Origin of the sequence: Ottowia beijingensis (assembly GCF_013423955.1) — a bacterium.
In the GTDB taxonomy this organism is placed as follows: Bacteria; Pseudomonadota; Gammaproteobacteria; order Burkholderiales; family Burkholderiaceae_C; genus Ottowia; species Ottowia beijingensis.
Window position 1 is genome coordinate 3,185,485 of record NZ_JACCKX010000001.1, and the last position, 18,202, is coordinate 3,203,686.

Annotated in this window: 17 protein-coding genes and 3 pseudogenes; 9 read left to right on the forward strand and 11 right to left on the reverse strand. The window is 63.9% G+C overall.

The annotated features are described in order from the left end of the window. The first annotated feature begins 66 nt into the window (after positions 1–66). From phaC to ribD, 8 genes and pseudogenes are all read left to right on the forward strand, one after another. Positions 67–1,771: pseudogene (phaC, locus tag H0I39_RS15860) on the forward strand (class I poly(R)-hydroxyalkanoic acid synthase). Positions 1,772–1,910: 139 nt separating this feature from the next. Continuing rightward, positions 1,911–3,092: an acetyl-CoA C-acetyltransferase gene (locus H0I39_RS15865; protein WP_180551132.1), complete on the forward strand. Its 1,182-nt coding sequence runs from the start codon at positions 1,911–1,913 to the stop codon at positions 3,090–3,092. A gap of 156 nt (positions 3,093–3,248) precedes the next feature. After that, a complete protein-coding gene (gene phbB, locus H0I39_RS15870; protein WP_180551133.1) occupies positions 3,249–3,986 on the forward strand; it encodes an acetoacetyl-CoA reductase in 738 nt (245 codons plus the stop codon). 116 nt (positions 3,987–4,102) lie between these two features. Then, positions 4,103–4,762, forward strand: coding sequence for an AI-2E family transporter (locus H0I39_RS15875; RefSeq protein WP_180551134.1), 660 nt, complete (start codon positions 4,103–4,105; stop codon positions 4,760–4,762). Next, the gene (locus H0I39_RS15880) at positions 4,663–5,229 is read left to right on the forward strand and encodes an AI-2E family transporter (protein ID WP_257645831.1); all 567 of its coding nucleotides are present in this window, start codon (positions 4,663–4,665) and stop codon (positions 5,227–5,229) included. The genes H0I39_RS15875 and H0I39_RS15880 overlap by 100 nt, the downstream gene beginning before the upstream one ends. A gap of 129 nt (positions 5,230–5,358) precedes the next feature. Further along, a pseudogene (gene dusA / locus H0I39_RS15885) lies at positions 5,359–6,332 on the forward strand (tRNA dihydrouridine(20/20a) synthase DusA). A 228-nt stretch (positions 6,333–6,560) separates the two neighbouring features. Next, entirely contained in the window at positions 6,561–6,998 is a 438-nt protein-coding gene (locus H0I39_RS15890; protein ID WP_180551135.1) for a hypothetical protein, read from the forward strand. A gap of 250 nt (positions 6,999–7,248) precedes the next feature. After that, a complete protein-coding gene (gene ribD, locus H0I39_RS15895; RefSeq protein WP_180551136.1) occupies positions 7,249–8,334 on the forward strand; it encodes a bifunctional diaminohydroxyphosphoribosylaminopyrimidine deaminase/5-amino-6-(5-phosphoribosylamino)uracil reductase RibD in 1,086 nt (361 codons plus the stop codon). 39 nt (positions 8,335–8,373) lie between these two features. On the opposite strand, the gene H0I39_RS15900 is transcribed toward ribD, so the two are convergent. Further along, on the reverse strand, positions 8,374–8,721 hold the full coding sequence (locus H0I39_RS15900; RefSeq protein ID WP_257645833.1) for a hypothetical protein: 348 nt from the start codon (positions 8,719–8,721) through the stop codon (positions 8,374–8,376). A 454-nt stretch (positions 8,722–9,175) separates the two neighbouring features. Further along, positions 9,176–10,024 (reverse strand): ImmA/IrrE family metallo-endopeptidase, encoded by an 849-nt coding sequence (locus H0I39_RS15905; RefSeq protein ID WP_180551137.1) that lies wholly within the window; start codon positions 10,022–10,024, stop codon positions 9,176–9,178. Between the two features lie 203 nt (positions 10,025–10,227). On the opposite strand from H0I39_RS15905, the gene H0I39_RS15910 reads away from it, so the two are divergent. Continuing rightward, a complete protein-coding gene (locus H0I39_RS15910) occupies positions 10,228–10,410 on the forward strand; it encodes a hypothetical protein (RefSeq protein WP_180551138.1) in 183 nt (60 codons plus the stop codon). 265 nt (positions 10,411–10,675) lie between these two features. On the opposite strand, the pseudogene H0I39_RS15915 reads toward H0I39_RS15910, so the two are convergent. The 9 genes and pseudogenes from H0I39_RS15915 to H0I39_RS22525 form a co-directional block, all read right to left on the reverse strand. Continuing rightward, a pseudogene (locus H0I39_RS15915) lies at positions 10,676–13,540 on the reverse strand (BPTD_3080 family restriction endonuclease). A 139-nt stretch (positions 13,541–13,679) separates the two neighbouring features. Then, positions 13,680–14,069, reverse strand: a complete 390-nt coding sequence (locus H0I39_RS15920) for a hypothetical protein (RefSeq protein WP_180551139.1) — start codon at positions 14,067–14,069, stop codon at positions 13,680–13,682. Continuing rightward, the gene (locus tag H0I39_RS22495; RefSeq protein WP_506329688.1) at positions 14,066–14,704 is read right to left on the reverse strand and encodes an AAA family ATPase; all 639 of its coding nucleotides are present in this window, start codon (positions 14,702–14,704) and stop codon (positions 14,066–14,068) included. Before H0I39_RS22495 ends, H0I39_RS15920 begins: the two co-directional genes overlap by 4 nt. A gap of 56 nt (positions 14,705–14,760) precedes the next feature. After that, positions 14,761–15,162: a hypothetical protein gene (locus H0I39_RS22500; protein WP_257645837.1), complete on the reverse strand. Its 402-nt coding sequence runs from the start codon at positions 15,160–15,162 to the stop codon at positions 14,761–14,763. A 121-nt stretch (positions 15,163–15,283) separates the two neighbouring features. Next, positions 15,284–16,102: a hypothetical protein gene (locus tag H0I39_RS22505; protein WP_257645838.1), complete on the reverse strand. Its 819-nt coding sequence runs from the start codon at positions 16,100–16,102 to the stop codon at positions 15,284–15,286. Continuing rightward, the gene (locus tag H0I39_RS22510; RefSeq protein WP_257645839.1) at positions 16,099–16,284 is read right to left on the reverse strand and encodes a hypothetical protein; all 186 of its coding nucleotides are present in this window, start codon (positions 16,282–16,284) and stop codon (positions 16,099–16,101) included. The genes H0I39_RS22505 and H0I39_RS22510 overlap by 4 nt, the downstream gene beginning before the upstream one ends. Positions 16,285–16,486: 202 nt before the next feature. Then, positions 16,487–16,801 (reverse strand): DNA methyltransferase, encoded by a 315-nt coding sequence (locus tag H0I39_RS22515; RefSeq protein WP_257645840.1) that lies wholly within the window; start codon positions 16,799–16,801, stop codon positions 16,487–16,489. Positions 16,802–16,865: 64 nt separating this feature from the next. Continuing rightward, entirely contained in the window at positions 16,866–17,726 is an 861-nt protein-coding gene (locus H0I39_RS22520; RefSeq protein ID WP_308645873.1) for a DNA methyltransferase, read from the reverse strand. Beyond that, positions 17,642–18,187: a hypothetical protein gene (locus tag H0I39_RS22525; RefSeq protein WP_257645841.1), complete on the reverse strand. Its 546-nt coding sequence runs from the start codon at positions 18,185–18,187 to the stop codon at positions 17,642–17,644. The genes H0I39_RS22520 and H0I39_RS22525 overlap by 85 nt, the downstream gene beginning before the upstream one ends. Positions 18,188–18,202 lie beyond the last annotated feature (15 nt).

The window sequence follows — 18,202 nt, forward strand, 5'->3', positions numbered from 1 at the left end:
AAAGGAGACAGCATGAACCAGGCCAGCAACCTGTGGCAGCAAATGGCGGGCAACTTCCCGCAGGCGATGATCGGCAACCCCATGGGCCAGGGCTTTGCCGAAACCTGGCTGAAGGCCTTTCAGCAGTTCCAGAACATGGATCTGGGCAACGCCGCCGGCCAGGCCGTGCCGCCCATCGACGTGCCGCAGATCAAGTTCACGCCCGAGAAGCTGATGGAACTGCAGCAGAACTACGTGCGCGATGCCACCGAACTGTGGAATCAGAGCCTGCAGGCCAACCCGAGCTTGAAGGACCGCCGCTTCAAGGGCGATGCCTGGGCGCAGAACCCACTGGCCTCGTTTGCCGCCGCGGTGTACCTGCTCAACTCGCGCACGCTGATGGCGATGGCCGAGGCCGCCGAGGGCGACTCAAGACCAAGAACCGCATCCGCTTCGCCGTCGAGCAGTGGATGGCCGCCGCCTCGCCCAGCAACTTCCTCGCCTTCAACGCCGACGCGCAGCAAAAGCCATCGAAACCCACGGCGCCAGCCTGGCCAAAGGCGTGGCCAACATGCTGCAGGATGCCAAGCAGGGCCACATGTCGATGACCGACGAGAGCCTGTTCGAGGTCGGCAAGAACGTCGCCACCACCGAAGGCGCGGTGGTGTTCGAGAACGAGTTCTTTCAGCTCATCGAATACAAGCCGCTCACCGACAAGGTGCACGAAAAGCCGTTTCTGCTGGTGCCGCCTTGCATCAACAAGTTCTACATCCTCGACCTGCAGCCCGAGAACTCCTTCATCCGCTACGCCGTCAGCCAGGGCCACCGCACCTTCGTCGTCAGCTGGCGCAACCCCGATGCGTCGATGGAGAAGAAAACCTGGGACGACTACATCGAGCACGCCGCCATCGAGGCCATCCACCGCGTGCAGGAGATCACCGGCCAGGACAAGAAGGGTGGGCAGATCAACGCCCTCGGCTTCTGCGTCGGCGGCACCATCCTCACCACCGCGCTGGCCGTGCTGGCCGCGCGCGGCGAAAAGCCCGTGTCGGCCCTCACGCTGCTGACCACGCTGGTCGACTTCAGCGACACCGGCATCCTCGACGTCTTCATCGACGAGGCCATGGTGCGCTACCGCGAGATGCAGATGGGGCAGGGCGGCATGCTGAAAGGGCAGGACCTGGCCAGCACGTTCAGCTTCCTGCGCCCCAACGACCTGGTGTGGAACTACGTCGTCGGCAACTACCTGAAGGGCGAGACGCCGCCGCCGTTCGACCTGCTGTACTGGAACAGCGATTCCACCAACCTGCCGGGCCCGTTCTACGCCTGGTACCTGCGCAACACCTACCTCGAGAACAACCTCGTCCAACCCGGCAAGGTCACGGTGTGCGGCGAGAAGATCGATCTGCGCAAGCTCGACCTGCCGGTCTACATCTACGGCTCGCGCGAGGACCACATCGTGCCCATCGGCGGCGCCTACGCCAGCACGCAGGTGCTGCCGGGCAAGAAGCGCTTCATGATGGGCGCCTCGGGCCACATCGCCGGCGTCATCAACCCGCCCGCCGCCAAGAAGCGCAGCCACTGGGTGCGCGACGACGGCAAGTTCCCCAAGAGCGTCGACGAGTGGATCGCCGGCGCCACCGAAACACCCGGCAGCTGGTGGGACGACTGGGCCGGCTGGCTGAAAGGCCACGCCGGCAAGCAGATTGCCGCACCCAAGGCCTATGGCAACGGCAAGCAGTACCCGGCCATCGAGCCGGCGCCGGGGCGCTACGTCAAGGCCAAGGCGTGAAGAAGCCGGATCGCATCCGCTTCTGAATTGATAGTGGCTTGCGCTTGTCCTGCAACGATTTCAAGATAAAACGAACTGAAATCGGCTCACGGCAAGCGCAAGCAGCTCGTTATTTGATAGCAAACAGGAGAGTAAGCAGATGGAAGACATCGTCATCGTTTCCGCCGCACGCACGGGCGTCGGCAAGTTCGGCGGCTCGCTGGCCAAGGTGCCCGCCACCGAGCTGGGCAGCATCGCCATCAAGGCCGCGCTGGAGCGCGCCAAGGTCGGCCTCGACCAAGTGGGCGAAGTCATCATGGGCCAGGTGCTGGCCGCTGGCGTGGGCCAGAACCCGGCGCGCCAGGCGCTGATGAAGGCCGGCATCGCCAAGGAAACGCCGGCGCTCACCATCAACGCCGTGTGCGGCTCGGGCCTGAAGGCAGTGATGCTGGCCGCGCAGGCCGTCGCCACCGGCGACAGCGAGATCGTGGTGGCCGGCGGCCAGGAGAACATGAGCGCATCGCCCCACGTGCTGCTGGGCAGCCGCGACGGCCAGCGCATGGGCGACTGGAAGATGGCCGACACCATGATCGTCGACGGCCTGTGGGACGTGTACAACCAGTACCACATGGGCATCACCGCCGAGAACGTGGCCAAGCAGGAAGGCATCACGCGCGACATGCAGGACGAGCTGGCGCTGAACAGCCAGAAGAAGGCCGCTGCTGCGCAGGCCGCCGGCAAGTTCAAGGACGAGATCGTCCCGGTCAGCATCCCGCAGCGCAAGGGCGACCCGGTGGTGTTCGACACCGACGAGTACATCAACACCAAGACCAACGCCGAAGCCCTGGCCGGCCTGCGCCCCGCCTTCGACAAGGCGGGCAGCGTGACGGCGGGCAACGCCTCGGGCATCAACGATGGCGCCGCCGCCGTGGTCGTCATGTCGGCCAAGAAGGCCGCCGCGCTGGGCCTCACGCCGCTGGCGCGCATTGCCAGCTACGCCACCAGCGGGCTCGATCCCGCCACCATGGGCCTGGGCCCCGTGCCGGCATCGCAGAAAGCGCTCAAGCGCGCCGGCTGGGCCGTGGGCGACGTCGACCTGTTCGAGCTGAACGAAGCCTTCGCCGCGCAGGCCTGCGCCGTCAACAAGCTGCTGGGTGCCGATCCGGCCAAGGTCAACGTCAACGGCGGTGCCATCGCCATCGGCCACCCCATCGGCGCTTCTGGCTGCCGCATCCTGGTCACGCTGCTGCACGAGATGCAGCGCAGCGGCGCCAGGAAGGGCCTGGCCGGTCTGTGCATCGGCGGCGGCATGGGCGTGGCCATGGCGCTGGAGCGCGTCTGATCACGCGCTGACCGGCCCCGCCGGCATGCGCGCAAACCCTTGCATGCAGGCCGGCCGGGTTCGATGGATTTGAAGTAAATTAGCCAGCTGTCGCCGCCCAATCAGCGCTGACAGCTATCAATTTCAGAGTTTCAAGCGTTTCAAGAGGAGACACACATGAGCAAGCGAGTAGCGTACGTCACCGGCGGCATGGGCGGCATCGGCACCGCCATCTGCCAGCGCCTGGCCAAGGAAGGCTTCACCGTCATCGCCGGCTGCGGCCCCACGCGCGACTACCAGAAGTGGCTGGACGAGCAGAAGGCGCAGGGCTACGAGTTCCACGCCAGCGTGGGCAACGTGGCCGACTGGCAATCCACCGCCGACGCCTTCGCCAAGGCCAAGGCCGAGCACGGCCCCATCGACGTGCTGGTCAACAACGCCGGCATCACGCGCGACCGCATGTTCCTGAAGATGACGCGCGAGGACTGGGACGCGGTGATCGACACCAACCTCAACTCCATGTTCAACGTGACCAAGCAGGTCATCCCGGACATGGTCGAGCGTGGCTTCGGCCGCGTGATCCAGATCAGCTCGGTCAACGGCGAGAAAGGCCAGGCCGGCCAGACCAACTACTCCGCCGCCAAGGCCGGCATGCACGGCTTTGCCATGGCGCTGGCGCAGGAACTGGCCAACAAGGGCGTTACGGTGAACACCGTCAGCCCCGGCTACATCGGCACCGACATGGTCAAGGCCATTCGCCCCGACGTGCTGGAGAAGATCGTCGCCACCATCCCGGTCAAGCGCCTGGGCAGGCCGGAAGAAATCGGCTCCATCGTCGCCTGGCTGGCGGGCGATGACGCCGGCTTCACCACCGGTGCCAACTTCTCGTGCAACGGCGGCCTGCACATGGGCTGATCGACCGATTCCACGGTTGACCACGAGACCCCGCCTCGGCGGGGTTTTTGTGTGCGCGTGGTGCCAGTGACCGGGTTCAGGCGTCGTGCAGGCGCCCACGCGCACGAGGCGAAGCGGTGCTGTCCGACCCGCGTGTGGCCGGGCGCGGGTTACCGTGCAGTCGTATGCCGCCAGCGCCGCCACCACCTTCGTTCGCCGACGGGCACTTCGTGAAGCGCCTGTTCATGGTGCTGGGCGTGGTCATGGCGGGCCTGGCCGCCTATCAGCTCGCGCATGTGCTGATGCTGGTGTTCGCGTCGGTGCTGGTGGCCGTGCTGCTCACCGCGCTGGCCGACGGCGTGGAACGCGTGACGCGGCTGCCGCGCGCCGCCGCCATGGCCGTGGCCGTGTTGGCGCTGCTGGCGGGCATGGTGGGTTTCGGCGTGCTGTTTGCGCAGCAGCTGTACTGCCAGCTCGCCGATGTGGTCGACCTTCTGCCCGGCGCCGTCAGCAACCTGGGTGACAGGCTGGGCTTCGAGTGGGACCTGTCGGCCGACGCCGTGCGCAGCGTTGTGGAGCGCTCGACCAGTGGCACCACGCTCGGCCACGCCCTGGGCTACGGCTCCACCTTCGTCAGCGTGCTGACCGACCTGTCATCGTGCTGGTGGGCGGCATCTACCTGGCGGCCAACCCGCGCATGCACGTTCACGGTGTGGACCGGCTGCTGCCGCCGGCGCGCCGCGTCACCGTTCTGCGCGCCATGCACGACACCGGCAACGCCCTGCGGCTGTGGCTGATCGGCCAGGGCGTGGTGATGCTGTCCATGGGCCTGATGATGTGGGCCGCCTATGCGTGGCTGGGGTTGCCCTCGGCGGCGGCGCTGGCGCTGATCGCCGCGCTGGCCGACTTCGTGCCTTTCATCGGCCCCATCCTGGGCGCGTTGCCGGCACTGGTCATCGCCTCCACCATCGACATGCAGACCCTGCCGTGGACGCTGGGCGCCGTGGTGGTGGCGCAGCAGATCGAAAGCTATGCGCTGATGCCCTTCGTGCAGCGGCGCGCGGTCAAGCTGCCGCCGTTCATCGGCCTGTTCTCCATCGTGGTGTTCGGCACGCTGTTCGGCCTCATCGGCATCATCCTGGCGGTGCCGCTGGCTGTGGCTGTCATGACGCTGGTGCAGCGCCTGTGGGTCAAGGGCGTGCTGGACGAGCAGGCGGAGGTGCTGGGGCAGCAGGGCGGCTCGGACGGCGGCGACAAACCCTGATGGGCTGCCGCCACGGCTGCGCAAGAGGGCGGACCACGCGCTATCGGCAGGGATAATCCGTGCGTGATCCAGCCCCCGCACGCCCCCGCCGATCCGCCGCTCTCGCCGTGGCGCCTATCCGTGGCCCCGATGCTCGATTGGACCGACCGCCATTGCCGTTTTTCCACCGGCAGCTGACGCAGCGGACCCGGCTGTACACCGAGATGGTGAACGCGGGGGCGGCCATCCACGGCGGCACCGAGCGGCACCTGCGCTTCAACCCTGAAGAGCACCCGATCGCCCTGCAACTGGGCGGCAGCGAGCCCGACCGGCTGGCCCACGCTGCGCGGCTGGGCCAGCAGTGGGGTTACGACGAGATCAACCTGAACTGCGGCTGCCCCAGCGAGCGCGTACAGCGCGGCGCCTTCGGTGCCTGCCTGATGGCCGAGCCGCAGCTGGTGGCCGATTGCGTGAAGGCGATGGTGGACGTGGTCGACGTGCCCGTGACGGTGAAGCACCGCATCGGGATCGACAGGGAAGAGAGTTACGCCTTCGTGCGCGACTTCGTGGGCACCGTGGCCGATGCCGGCTGCCGCGTGTTCATCGTGCACGCGCGCAACGCCTGGCTCAAGGGCTTGTCGCCGAAGGAAAACCGCGAGATTCCGCCGCTGCGCTATGAACTGGTGTACCAGCTCAAGCGCGACTTTCCGCGCCTGATCATCGCGCTCAACGGCGGCGTGACCACCGACGCGCAGATCGCCGAGCACCTGCAGCATGTCGACGGCGTGATGCTGGGCCGCGAGGCCTACCACCACCCGTGGATGATGACCGCGTGGGACGAGCGTTTTCTGGGCGGTGAACCGCATGCGCTGTCGCCCGACGAGGTGGAGGCCGCGATGGTGGACTACATGGCGCGCGAGGCGGTCGACAACGGCACGCCCTGGCCGGCCATCGCGCGGCACATGCTGGGCCTGCACCATGGCCGCCGCGGTGCGCGCCTGTGGCGCCAGGTCTGGAGCGACCATAAGCGCAAACCGCTGCCGGCCGCCGAAGTGGCGGCGCAGGCGCGCACGCACCTGGTGGACGAGAGGGCAGGCGCCGCGGCCTCATTGATCCAGATTTGAAGCTTTTTGGCCTGCAGCGCTTTCTGGTATTGCGCTGAAAGCTTCTATTTTTATAGCGTCGACAGGCACCGCCATGGGTTCATCATCATCGCCCTCGACCGCGTGACACGGGGCGAACCACGGGCCGGGCGGCGCCGTCATCCGCGCCGGATGCGCGCCGCTTTCCTACACGCCGCGCGGGGCACGGCGCCAACAATGGAACGACCATTTTGTCGAGGAGAGCCCTTCATGACCGCATTCACCGCTGATCCCAAGCATTTCACCGTCGCGGGCGCTTATTACCCCACGGACCATGTGTTCGCCATGTTCGCCGATGCGGCGGCCGCCCAGGCCGCCGCCACGCGCATGGCCGAGGTGCCCGACGTCGGCGCCGTCCAACTGGCCGAGCCCGGCGCCATCCAGCAGACCTTTGCCAAACGTGCGGCCGATGTCGGCGGCGCACCGTCGGTAGGGCGCGAAGACCAGTTCATGCTGCGCTTCGTCGAACTGGCGCGTGGCGGCAAGGCGGGTTTGCTGATCGAGGTTGGCCGCGCCGATACCGAGGCCTTGAGCGCCGCGCTGGCCGCCAGCGGGGCCGTGCTGGCTTATTACTACCGCACCCTGGTGATCGAGGAACTGGTCGATTCGTCGCCCCGCGCCGAAGCGGCTGCCGCCGGCAAGCTCTGACGCGGCCGTTCTGGATGGGGCTGCCCGCGTGGTGGCGCGGGCCGCGCAGCAGGGCGCCGTATTGACGTTTTCTAAAAGCATGGCAGCGCGTGCCGCGTCAAAGAAAGCTCCCTCTCCCTCTGGGAGAGGGCTGGGGTGAGGGCCGGCAGCGTGTCATGTACTACGGCATTCTCAATAGAATCCACGGCTCCAGTTCATTGAGCCTGCCTCGTTCCTTTCCGCCATGCGTGCGCTCGACCACGACCTTCACATGCGCACCGCGCTCGCACTGGCCGAGCAGGCGCGGCTCATCTGTCCACCCAATCCGGCCGTCGGCTGCGTGATCGTGGGTCGTGATGGCGAGGTGCTCGGCCAGGGCCACACGCAGCCTGTGGGGCAGGCACATGCCGAGATCATGGCCCTGCGCGACGCGGCAGCGCGCGGGCTGCCGGTGCAGGGCGCCACCGCCTACGTGACACTGGAGCCGTGTGCGCACCAGGGGCGCACCGGCCCGTGTTTCGATGCGCTGGTGGCGGCGGGCATCGCGCGCGTCGTGGCGTCCATCGAAGACCCCAATCCACGCGTGGCCGGGCAGGGCCTGGCCAGGCTGAAGGCGGCTGGCGTCGAGGTGCTGGTGGGGCCGGGGGCAGAGGCGTCGCGCGAACTCAACATCGGCTTCTTCAGCCGCATGGCCCGCGGCACGCCCTGGGTGCGGCTGAAGGCGGCCAGTTCGCTGGACGGGCGCACCGCCTTGCCCAACGGGCGCAGCCGGTGGATCACCTCGCCAGCCGCACGCGCCGACGGCCACGCGTGGCGTGCACGGGCCTGTGCCGTGCTCACCGGCATCGGCACGGTGCTGGAAGACCACCCGCAACTGAACGTGCGCCTGCCGGACGTGCTGCGCCAGCCGCGCCTGGTGATCGTCGACAGCCGGCTGGAAACACCACCCGGCGCCCGGCTGTGGGGTGCGGCCCAGCGCGAGGTGCTCATCTACACGTCAGATGCTGACACGTCGCGCGCGGCGCCGCTGCGCGAACGTGGGGCACAAGTGGTGGCACTGCCCAACCCGCATGGCAAGGTGGACCTGGCGGCCATGCTCCGTGATCTGGCCGCGCGCGAAGTGAACGAGGTGCACGTCGAGGCCGGGCACAAGCTCAATGGCTCGCTGCTGCGCGAGGGCCTGGTGGATGAACTGCTGCTGTATCAGGCGCCCCGGCTGCTGGGCGAGGGCGCCGGCATCGCCGCCCTGGGGCCGTTCACTGCAGTGGAGCAGGCCCTGGCGCTGGAGTGGACGGAGATCGTGCGCGTGGGGCCTGACCTGCGCCTGCGTGCGCGCCGCCCTGGGCACCAGCGCTGATCGGCCGGGGCGTGGCGATGCCGCGCACGCCCGCCAGGCTCACTTGTCCTTGTGGCCTTTGCTCTTGTCCTTGTCTTTCTCTTTGTCCTGCTTGCCGTTCTTGTCGGAGCCGGCCGCTTGATCGGCTTCGGCCTTGGGCCGGCCCAGCACGGCCATCTGCATCGACACATCGAACAGGCGTGCCTTGCTGGCGTAGTGGCGATCCAGGCGCCATTCGTCCAGGATGTCCAGCGCCAGCTTGAAGCGCGCCATGTCCAGCTTGTACAGGTCGGTGATCGGGAAGTCGATCTCCGACTCCAGCGCCAGCACTAGGCGTGACAGCGTTTTGGCGCTCTCGTCGTCTGGCTTGCGCTCGATGTATTTACGGGCTTCTTTGATGGCTCGCATGGGAGGCGTGGTCCTTCTGGGATTGAATTGTGCGGGAGAGATGCGAGGCGCCCGCCGCGCCCTACGCAGGGCGCCGGGACCGCATCGACCGAATCGGTGGCCATCAGGCGGCTGAACAACGGCACCTGTAACCGAACTTGACTGCGATGCTAGCCCATCCGCTGGTTTGCCGCTATCGCATCACATGACTGTCACCAAACTGAAATATTCGGCGAGTGGCGCAGGGCGTAGCGGTGCGGACGGGGTGGTGGCCTGCCCGGAGGAGTTCAAATAGTGTTTTAAGACCCGCATGAATGCTTGCTTTTATATTTTCGATTTATAAAAGTACCGTCAAAAGTACCGTTATTTTCCAATCCGCCTCGTTGTGGTGTGGATGAGTCACTTGGATACGAGCTGACTTGCAATGGTCTGTCGGATTGGAATGGCCACTAGGCTCCGAGAACAATAAGACGCCTCAACGCACAGCTTTTTGAGGCCGCTCGTACTTGGTGTGAGCAGTCAGCCCTAGCAGCGCCTCTACTTGTCCGGCAGCGCGCATGACCTGGTACAGGTCAATCTGATCGACGGTGGTGTCGCTTTTGACATGCATGGATAGATAGCTTGCTGATTGGCTGAGCACGCCGTTTCGGGCGCAGACGATGTAGGAGAGAGACTCTGCCTCCAGCTCCCTTTGCGAATGCTGGAGTGGCGGGCGCTCCGGGATGTTCAGGTACTTGTCCTTCCCCAAATGTCCAAGAAACAGGTGGCCTAGCTCGTGTGCCACCGTGGCGAACTGCACGTTGGGGCCATGGTTGCGATTCACGGACATTTGATATCTGGTGGGCAGCTCAGGCTTCGTCGCTCGCAGAGCCACCTTGATCGATCCCGCCTTGCCGTCGCCTGCATCCACCTCATTCCATACGATGTGCTTTTTGGCCATTTTTGAGGCGTAGCCTGCCAAGGTGGCGGAGTCCACTGCACCGTGGGCGGCAAATGCCGAAACACCGTCAGGCAGGGGGTCGCCCAGGGTATCGGCCACGTCATAGACCAGGGCCACAGGGCCAAACGGCCACAGAATCAGCAGTGGCCGCGCTCCGTCCTTCACTGTGCGGTTGAACCGCTCCAGCCAATCCAGACGCGATGCTGCGTACATCAGCCCTGGCTTTTGCACCTGCAGAAGCATTGCATTGAACGGCGCAAAGTTGCGCAGCCGAATCACAAAATCGAGCAGCGCGCGGTAGTCTTTGCCCGTTCGATACAGCCGTGAATCAGCCAACAACTGATCGAGAAGAGCCCTGGCTGTCTCGTATTCGAGTAGATCCATTTGCTGCATGACTCCCCCATTGCGACTGCGGATTTAGTGATACTGCGCTCTGCATCGCGCTCTTAAAAGGCCCGGCAACTCGCGGCCTGCAGAGGTCAGCTGCTTACTCGCCTCACTGAATGCGCTTGCCTGCCTCATCCAGGTGAATGGTCTCTCGCCCGTAGTTGAAGCGCGGCGCATCCATATCGGGGGTCCAGCTTCAGATGTCCGCCGCAGTCGTGCTGAAATCCGGTGCACACGCCGTTTTCATCAAAGGTCAATGGAAAGGTGTGAACACCTGCGCAGGTCAGGCAGCGGCATTCGTCCCCGCGCGCCTTAGCCAGCCTTATCTGCCCACGCAGTTCATCTGCTCGTTTCTGAAGATCATCAGCGCCAAGACCGAATAGCCTGGAGAACCATCGCTTGACCTGATAGCGCGGGGTAGCAGAGGAAGCCTTGAGCGCGTCCAGTTCGGCCTGCAGGGGCTCAAGTGCTGGTTGACTACTCTCCGTATCACGGGGTTGCCGCAATCGCTGCACCATCGAATATCGCGAGGTGCATCGACCGTGGTGCCGTCCGCAAAGTGATAGGCCAGCGTGATTCGTCGAAACACCATGAAACCACGGTAGTCACACGCGGTGCAGCTCAGGCGGCCGTCAGGCATCGACATGGTTACACCGTTTCGGAGGTTAGATTGTCTGAGTGGCGGGCGTCATCAATACCGGCTTGCGAGGCATGCTTAGCCATTACGTCTTGCATGGCAGCCATGCTGCCCACCACCACATCCCACGCCCATATGCCCAGGCCGCCTTGCGCATTCACGGCCTGCACCCACTGATCCATGGCGCGCCGCTTGGCCTGGTCCTGGGGTGAATCCTCGCCCTTGATTTCCAGCACCAAGGTCTTGCCAGATTTGAAGCGGACCAAAAATCAGGGATGTACTTGCGTTTGGTGCCATTCCACAAATACAGGATGTGAAAGCCCAGGTGGTCGTTCTTTGCCCAGGCGGCCACATCCGGGTGAGTCTCGGCCACGTTAGCGGCGTATTTCTCCCAGCCGCTGTCCACGACGATGTGGCTGATCTGGCTGCGCTGCGTGGGCTCGGCCACGCGCGTGGTGTACCAGGTGCGCATGTCGCGGGTGCTGCCCACGGGGCGCTCGCCATCAAACACGGCCTCCAGCCGCAAGGTGTTCTGCTCGATCACATGGGCCATCAGGTGTTGGACGATGGCATCCATGTGCATCGAGAACAAAATCCGCTGGCGCAGCGGGTCTTGGTGGAACAGCGACGGTATGTCGATCTTGCTGGATGCCAAAAACGCCTCCACCAGCCGCACCAGCTGGAACAGCAGGTATTCCCGCTGTCCTTTGAACTGGTGCTGCAGCTGCTCAAACGCCTTCTGCGCGGCCTTGAACACCAGCCTTTGCAGCCGGAACTCCTCGGGCAATTGCTCCAGGTCGATGGTGACGATTTGGCTCCAGTCGGCTGCGCCGCCCAGTGCGGGGGCAATGTCTGCATGCAGTGCCACCTTCGCGGGGTCAATCGTCAGCGGCGGCACCTTGCTCCACTCCACCACCAGCTGCGGGCGCACCACCTGGTCCACGCGCAGGATGTTGGGCCATTTGATCTCGCGCACCTGCCGCTCGGGCAGGGCTTTGATCTGCACGCTGGGCTTGGGCGGCGGGGGTGGCGGCCCGTCGCCACCGGGCGGCATGGCCACGGACAGCGGCACGCCAAACACGTTCACAAACTCGGGCGCGTACAGGCCCGTTTCCGGGTCGATGTCGTAGGCCACGCGGCGCAGGCCCCGGCCAATCACCTGCTCGCACAGCAGCTGGCTGGTGAAGGCGCGCAGGCCCATGATGTGCGTCACGGTCTTGGCGTCCCAGCCCTCTGACAACATCGCCACCGACACCACGTTCTGCAGGTCTTGCCCGATCTGGCCCGGCTTGCCCACCGTGTCCACCAGCTCGCGCAGCACTTCTTCCTTCTTGGTGCTGCCGGCCTGCCAACGCTCTTTGCTCTGCGGCTCAATGCGCGCGGCCTGCACAATGGCGCGCAGACGGGCGTCGTAGTCCTTGTCCGCTGACGCTGCCTCGCCCACCTCGGCCTTTTCCAGCACTTTCGAGTCCACCCGCAGCGTGCGATGGGCATCGTGCAGCTCCGTCCACTGCGCGTGACCCTTGGTGAAGTAATGCTCCACCCGTGCTGCCGTCTCGGTGCGGTTGCACACCGTCAGCATCACCGGGGGCGACAGGTGCCCCTGCGCTGCCCAGTCGGCCGCCGTGGCGCGCCAGTCGGCGCCCAGCAAGGTGTAGGCCTGTTGCACCAGCGCGGGCAGGGGCTCGTGGGCTTCGGCCTTGCGGTTCAGGTCTTCGGCCACCTCCGGCTCGCGGTACAGGTGGTAGAGCTTGGGGCGCAGTGTTTGCGCGTTGGGCAGGGCGTCGTCGCGCACCACCACGCGGGGCGTTTTCACCAGCCCGGCCTCGATGGCATCGTTCAGACCAAAGTCCGACACCACCCAGCTGAACAAACCCGCTTCGGTGTTGGTGCGGCCTGTGGGGGCAAACGGCGTGGCCGACAGGTCAAAGCAACGGGCAATACGCCGGGTTTTGTGGATGCGGTCCAGCCCCTCCACCCAGCGGGTGGCCTCGTCCAGGTCAATGCCAAACGCCTCGGCATCGGCCTTGCTCACCTTGATGTCGGCGGGCTTGCGGTAGGCATGGTGCGCCTCGTCGTTGATTACCACCAGGTTCTTGGCGTTGGCGCGGGCCCAGCACGCGCCGCGTGTAGGCCTCGTCGCTCTCCTTGCCCTTCTTCACCACCGAGCGCTCTTGCTCTTTCAGCGGCATCAGGGTGTGCCAGTTTTCAATCAGGATGTCAGCGCGGTTGAGCTTTTGCCGCAGCGCCTCGGACGGGCACAGTTCAAACTGGTCGTAGTAATTGTTTTCATGCCCGGGCATCAGCACCTGCAGGCGCGACTTCACCGTCAGGCCCGGTGCCACCAGAAAAACAGCGCTCGAATACTTGCGCGGCGACTTGGGGTAGGTCAGCGCGTTCAGCACCTGCCAGGTGATGATCATGGCCATCACCGTGGTCTTGCCGCTGCCGGTGGCCATCTTGTTGCACAGCCGCTCGAACTCACCGCCGTCGCCCTGGATGTGGATGCCCTGGCGGTATTCGGGCAGCGCCTCCAGGTGCCAGATCAGCGTCTCGATGGCTTCGAGCTGGCAAAAGTAGAACGGCCATTGCCGGCGCGACACCTTGTCTGGATCCCACCAGTGCTGCAGCAGCCCCAGCGTGATGGCCGTGGTGCCCGGCCAGCCGTCCAGCCGCCACTGGCGCACCCGGTCGCGGATGGTGTCCACCAGCGGAATGGGCACCTGCCGCCGCGTGTTCTCGCGCGTGTCGATGATTTCGTAACCGGCCGGGCGGCGTGCAGGTTCCAGCCGCAGGGTGCGGTCAGCGTTCTCGGCCCAATGCTGCTGCGGCTCGGTAAACGCGCTGTTGATGATCAGAGAGGTGGGCGCAGCCATCAGATCACCACCCGGGTTGATGGCGGGTTCATGCCGCGCGCCGCCAGCATGTTGGCCTCCCTGCTTCCAGGGCGAATCCCCACACGGGCGGTTGCCATCCAATGGAACCGTCGATGTCCTTGCGCGGCGCAGGCATCGGTCAGTGCTTTGAGTTGCCGAAATTCCGGTTGATCCAGTTTTCCTGCAACCAGTCGAGCTTGGCCAAAATGGTCTTGACCTCACCCAGGCTGGACGCCGAGTGAGGCTCCACCCATACCGCAAACTCTTGTTTTCCGGGCTTGCGCATCCCAATGCCGAAGTCCCAACGGTTCGCCTCAGGTTCGATCTGCTTGAAAGCCGCGTCCATATCCAGGCTACCCGTGAACCGTGTATCGGCAGTCTTGCCCTCGACGCTGCCGCGGTAACGGTTTTCTACGGCTGACTTGCCTGGTGCCGCAGTCAGCCCGGCCGCCGTTGCGGCCTTCTCAAAAGCGGACAGCGCAGGCGCTGCGGGTGCTTTTCGGTTTCCTCCCTGCTTCTTGGTGCTCATTGCGCGGGGGCCTCCACCTTCGCAGCCTTGTTGCGGCGCTTGGCCTTGGGCTGGCTTTCTGTGCGATTCACCACATCGGCAATAACTTGCCCTGTGCGGCTGGCAAAACCCACCAGTCCGCCCCATTCGGCCTCAGCGGTTTCGTCAGACAAGGGGCTCAGACGGGAAATGTCTTTCACCTCGTTGTCCCGACTGAAGAAATACACGCGCAAGTCCTTCTTCAGCACGGCTTTGCCCAGCTCGTTAGCATAGCCACCAGCGCGCAGGTTCAATAGTCTGCGCACATCCGACTCCGTGCCGCCCAGCTGTTTGAATTCCTGCAAGGCCCACACCAGATCCAGAACCACCGGCGAGTGGGTGGATAGCACCACCTTGTAGCCCCGCTTCATCAGCTCTAGTACCAGCAAAAGTACCGCCTCGATACCTTGCGGGTGCAGGCCCATTTCGGGCTCCTCGATCACCACCCATTCAATCTCATCGCGCCGGGACGTGCCGCCAGCAGGGCACAGCCAGTACAAGCCCAGCAAAAGCGGCGTGAACTCCCGTTGCCCCGCCGACCAGGCGGTGTAGGGCAGACCTTCCTTGTGCCCCGGCACATTGAGCACCAGGCGCTTGGTGAAATCCTTGGAGTCCACCGCCAGCTTGGCCGTGCCGTACAGGTGCTGCGTGATGGGCTTACGCAGCGTGTCGTTCAGCCGGTTGGGTTGCGGAAACAGCTCCCCTTGGCGCCAAACTCGTTTTGCAGCAGGTCATGCACCGTATCGCTGAAATAACGCAGGGTGTACGGGTCGCCATAGTCGAACTGGCCAAAGTTCTGCGTCATGCCTCGCGTCAGGCTCATTACCCGCTGGGCGGGAATGAAGAACAGCTTTTCCTGGCGCTGTTTGCCCTTGCTGGGCCTGGCCAGGTCAGGCAACGTGGCCTGCTTGCCGTTCCAGCGCAGTTGAGAGCCGTCTTTGTTCCACGCTGCGGCCATGCCCTTGCCGTAGTAGCCGCCCAGAAAGGCGCCGCTGTCGCCGTTGAAGGACACGCTGTGGTGCCGGAAGGTGTCGTGGATGTGGTCCCGGTCCAGCACCAGCTTGAGCGTCTGCAAAAAATGCTCTTGCCCGTGGCCTGCGGGCCGACGATGACCGTGAGGTCGCCAAACATTACATCGGCCGCCTTGATCGGCCCCACCTGTTGCAGGCTCAGGCGGTTGCTTTTACGAACTGCCATCACTGGCCTCCTTGTGTGCTTGCATCCAGCCGCATCACCTTCAGCGACTCAATGCCCCGGTCGTCCACAATTTTCACGGCCACCATGCGGTTGTCACCGGCTGCAAAGGGCAGCGACACGGTGCCGGTAAACGCCTGCAGCAAGTCCGCATCCAGCTCGGCGCGGATGTCCTTCTTCAGCTTCATCCAGCCCTCGTCCTTGCCCGCCATGGGGAAGAACACCTGGTGCGGGAACAGGCTGCGCCCGTCGTAGTCGGTGTCGAGCTGCCAGGCCGCAATCTTGCCCTTGCCGCCCGACACCAGCTCGCCCTTGGCGGTGTCGAAGTAGTCAAAGCCGTTCACCTCCACCTGCCACAGGCCATCGGGCAAGGCGGTCAGCAGCACATCGGGCTGGCCCATGAGCCAGAAGCTCTGGTTGCTGCTGCGCGCCTTCTTCAGGTCTTCGGTCAGCAGGTCGGTGTTCATCTGCGCCTTCAGCGCGGTGATGCCTTTGAGGGCGTCGATGTCTTTGGCCGCCTCGGGGTCGAAGGCGAAGGCGCAAAACACGATCATCTTGGGGCGCGGGAACAGTTCGCCCGCCTCGTTCAACGCACGCTCCACCTGGCGCTGCTCCAGCGCGCCGTGCTCGGGGCCAAAGCTCACCACCACACGCTCGCCCGTGTCCAGGCTGCCGCTGGCGTGCACGCTGGTGGTGCCGGGCAACACCTCCAGTTCGGCAAAGCGCAGCATCTGCCCACCCTTGCCGCGAATGCCGGTTTTCAGCAGCTCGTCGCGCCAGGCGTGCTGGCGGCTGGTGTGGCCGCTGCGGGCAATGCTCATATCGGCCAAATCGGGCCCTGGCGCTTGCCCGCTTGCGCAGGCAGCTCCTCAAGTGATAGCACGGTGGGGAAGGGCACGGCCTCCACCGTGAACGGGCCGCACACGCGCAGCTTGGCCTTGTCGCGCTCGGGCTGGTCGTACAGGGTTTCGCTGTCGGCATGGGCGGCAATGCTGCGGTCCATTTCGGCCTGCATTTTTGCCGGGCGGTGTGGAACTGGGCCAGCGGCGCCTGCAACTCGGCCGCCCAGTCGGCGGGCAGGTCGAACGGCACCTCCCATTCCTGCAAATCCTGCCCCTGCAGGCCCAGCACCAGCTTCTGGCCTTTGCGTGCGCCCTCGGTCACCGGGTAAGGCGTGGCCGGTGCATGCGTCTTGAGCGCCGCATTCAGCGCCGCCAGCGCCGATGCGATGGCCGGGTGCATGCGCTCATAAATCGCGTCGATCTCGGCATTGTTGGCAATGCTTTTGAGCGTGACGTGCGGCACCGTCTTGTAGATGAAGCCGCCGCGCAGCCCTCATGCGGGTAGCGCAGCGCAAAGTAGTCAAAGCTGGCCGTCATCAGCCGCTGCTTGGCCAGCGTGATGGCCACGCGCGAGGTGTCGCAGGTGATCCAGCGGCGGCCCCATTTCTCGGCGACGTAGGCCGTGGTGCCGGAACCGCAGGTGGGGTCGAGGACCAGATCACCGGGGTCGGTGGTCATGAGCATGCAGCGTTCGATTATTTTTCGTTTGTTTGAACGACATAAATCAAACCACCCGCTCCCATCATGTCTGTCCAGATATTTGCAATAGGGAAACAGGAAAATCTTCAAGATATTTTTTAAACCTCAATTTTCCTGGTGTAACTAAAACCCGACCAGCCTTCTCTGCGCGGTAAATTCCATTTTCAGTAGTACTCCAATGTCTTGTTGATGCTGGCCTAAATTCACGTCCACCAATAAAAACTGGATAATGAAATTTATCAGCATATCCATTTGACTCAATAGTCACTGATTGATATGCACCGACTTCATCTTGAAGACGATATTGAGATTCTGCAGAGCCATTATCAAATTTATCCAAAAATAATTGTTTATATTTAATTTCTTTTTTATTTTTGGCATACCATAGAATAAAATCTCCAATGGTTGCTAGCGAATTTAACCGTGCATCTGGGCTACTAACAGCACCTGTTTTTCGCACCGTTATAACACTGACTGAGTTTGTGACACCAAATACTTCATCCAGTATTTCTTTGGTATGGTGCAAGTTCTCATCCGAAATCTGCACAAACACACTGCCCGAATCACTCAGCAACTCCCGCGCCAATAACAACCGATCACGCAAATACGTCAAATACGAGTGAATGCCCAGCTCCCAGGTATCGCGGAAGGCTTTGATCATTTCGGGCTCTTGCGTTAAATCCGCGTCGGCCCGGTCTTTCACATCGCGCTTGCCCACAAAGGGCTGGAAGTTGCTGCCGTACTTAATCCCATAAGGCGGGTCGATGTAAATCATCTGCACCTGCCCGGCCATGCCTTCCTTATTAACCAGGCTGTTCATCACCAGCAGGCTGTCACCCGCCACCAGCCGGTTGGCCCAGCCGCGGTCGTGCTTGTAGAAATCCAGCGCTGCGCGCAGGGGCACGCTTTCAAACGGCGCTTCAAACAGCCCTGGCTGAAAAAATTTGGGTGTTTTTGGCCTCTAGCGCCCGTCCCACCTACGCTAGCAGCTACTAAATTGCTAGCGTTTTGGCGCTTGCCGACGCTGCTCAAAATGCTCATGGCGTCGATGCGCTCGTGTACGTGCAGGCTCACGGTGTCCACTTCAAAGCTGGTGCGCTCGGCCTTGCCCGTCCATTGCAAATAGGGCGCGCCCATGCGCTGCAAGGTTTGCAACGCATGGCGCATGGCAGCGGGGTCGTTACCGGCCAAGGCATCGGCAATCAGCGCATCGGCCTGGGCACGGGCGCTGTCAAATTGGAGTGCAGGGTCTAGGTGCGGGTCGTAGGCCCAGCGGGTTTTGGGTTGCTCGGGGTCGCTTTCAGCGTTCACCAGGCCCACTTCGGGGTTGTTCTTGCGCCGGTCGGGGTGGCGGTAGGCCAGCACCTGGGCGTCGCCGGT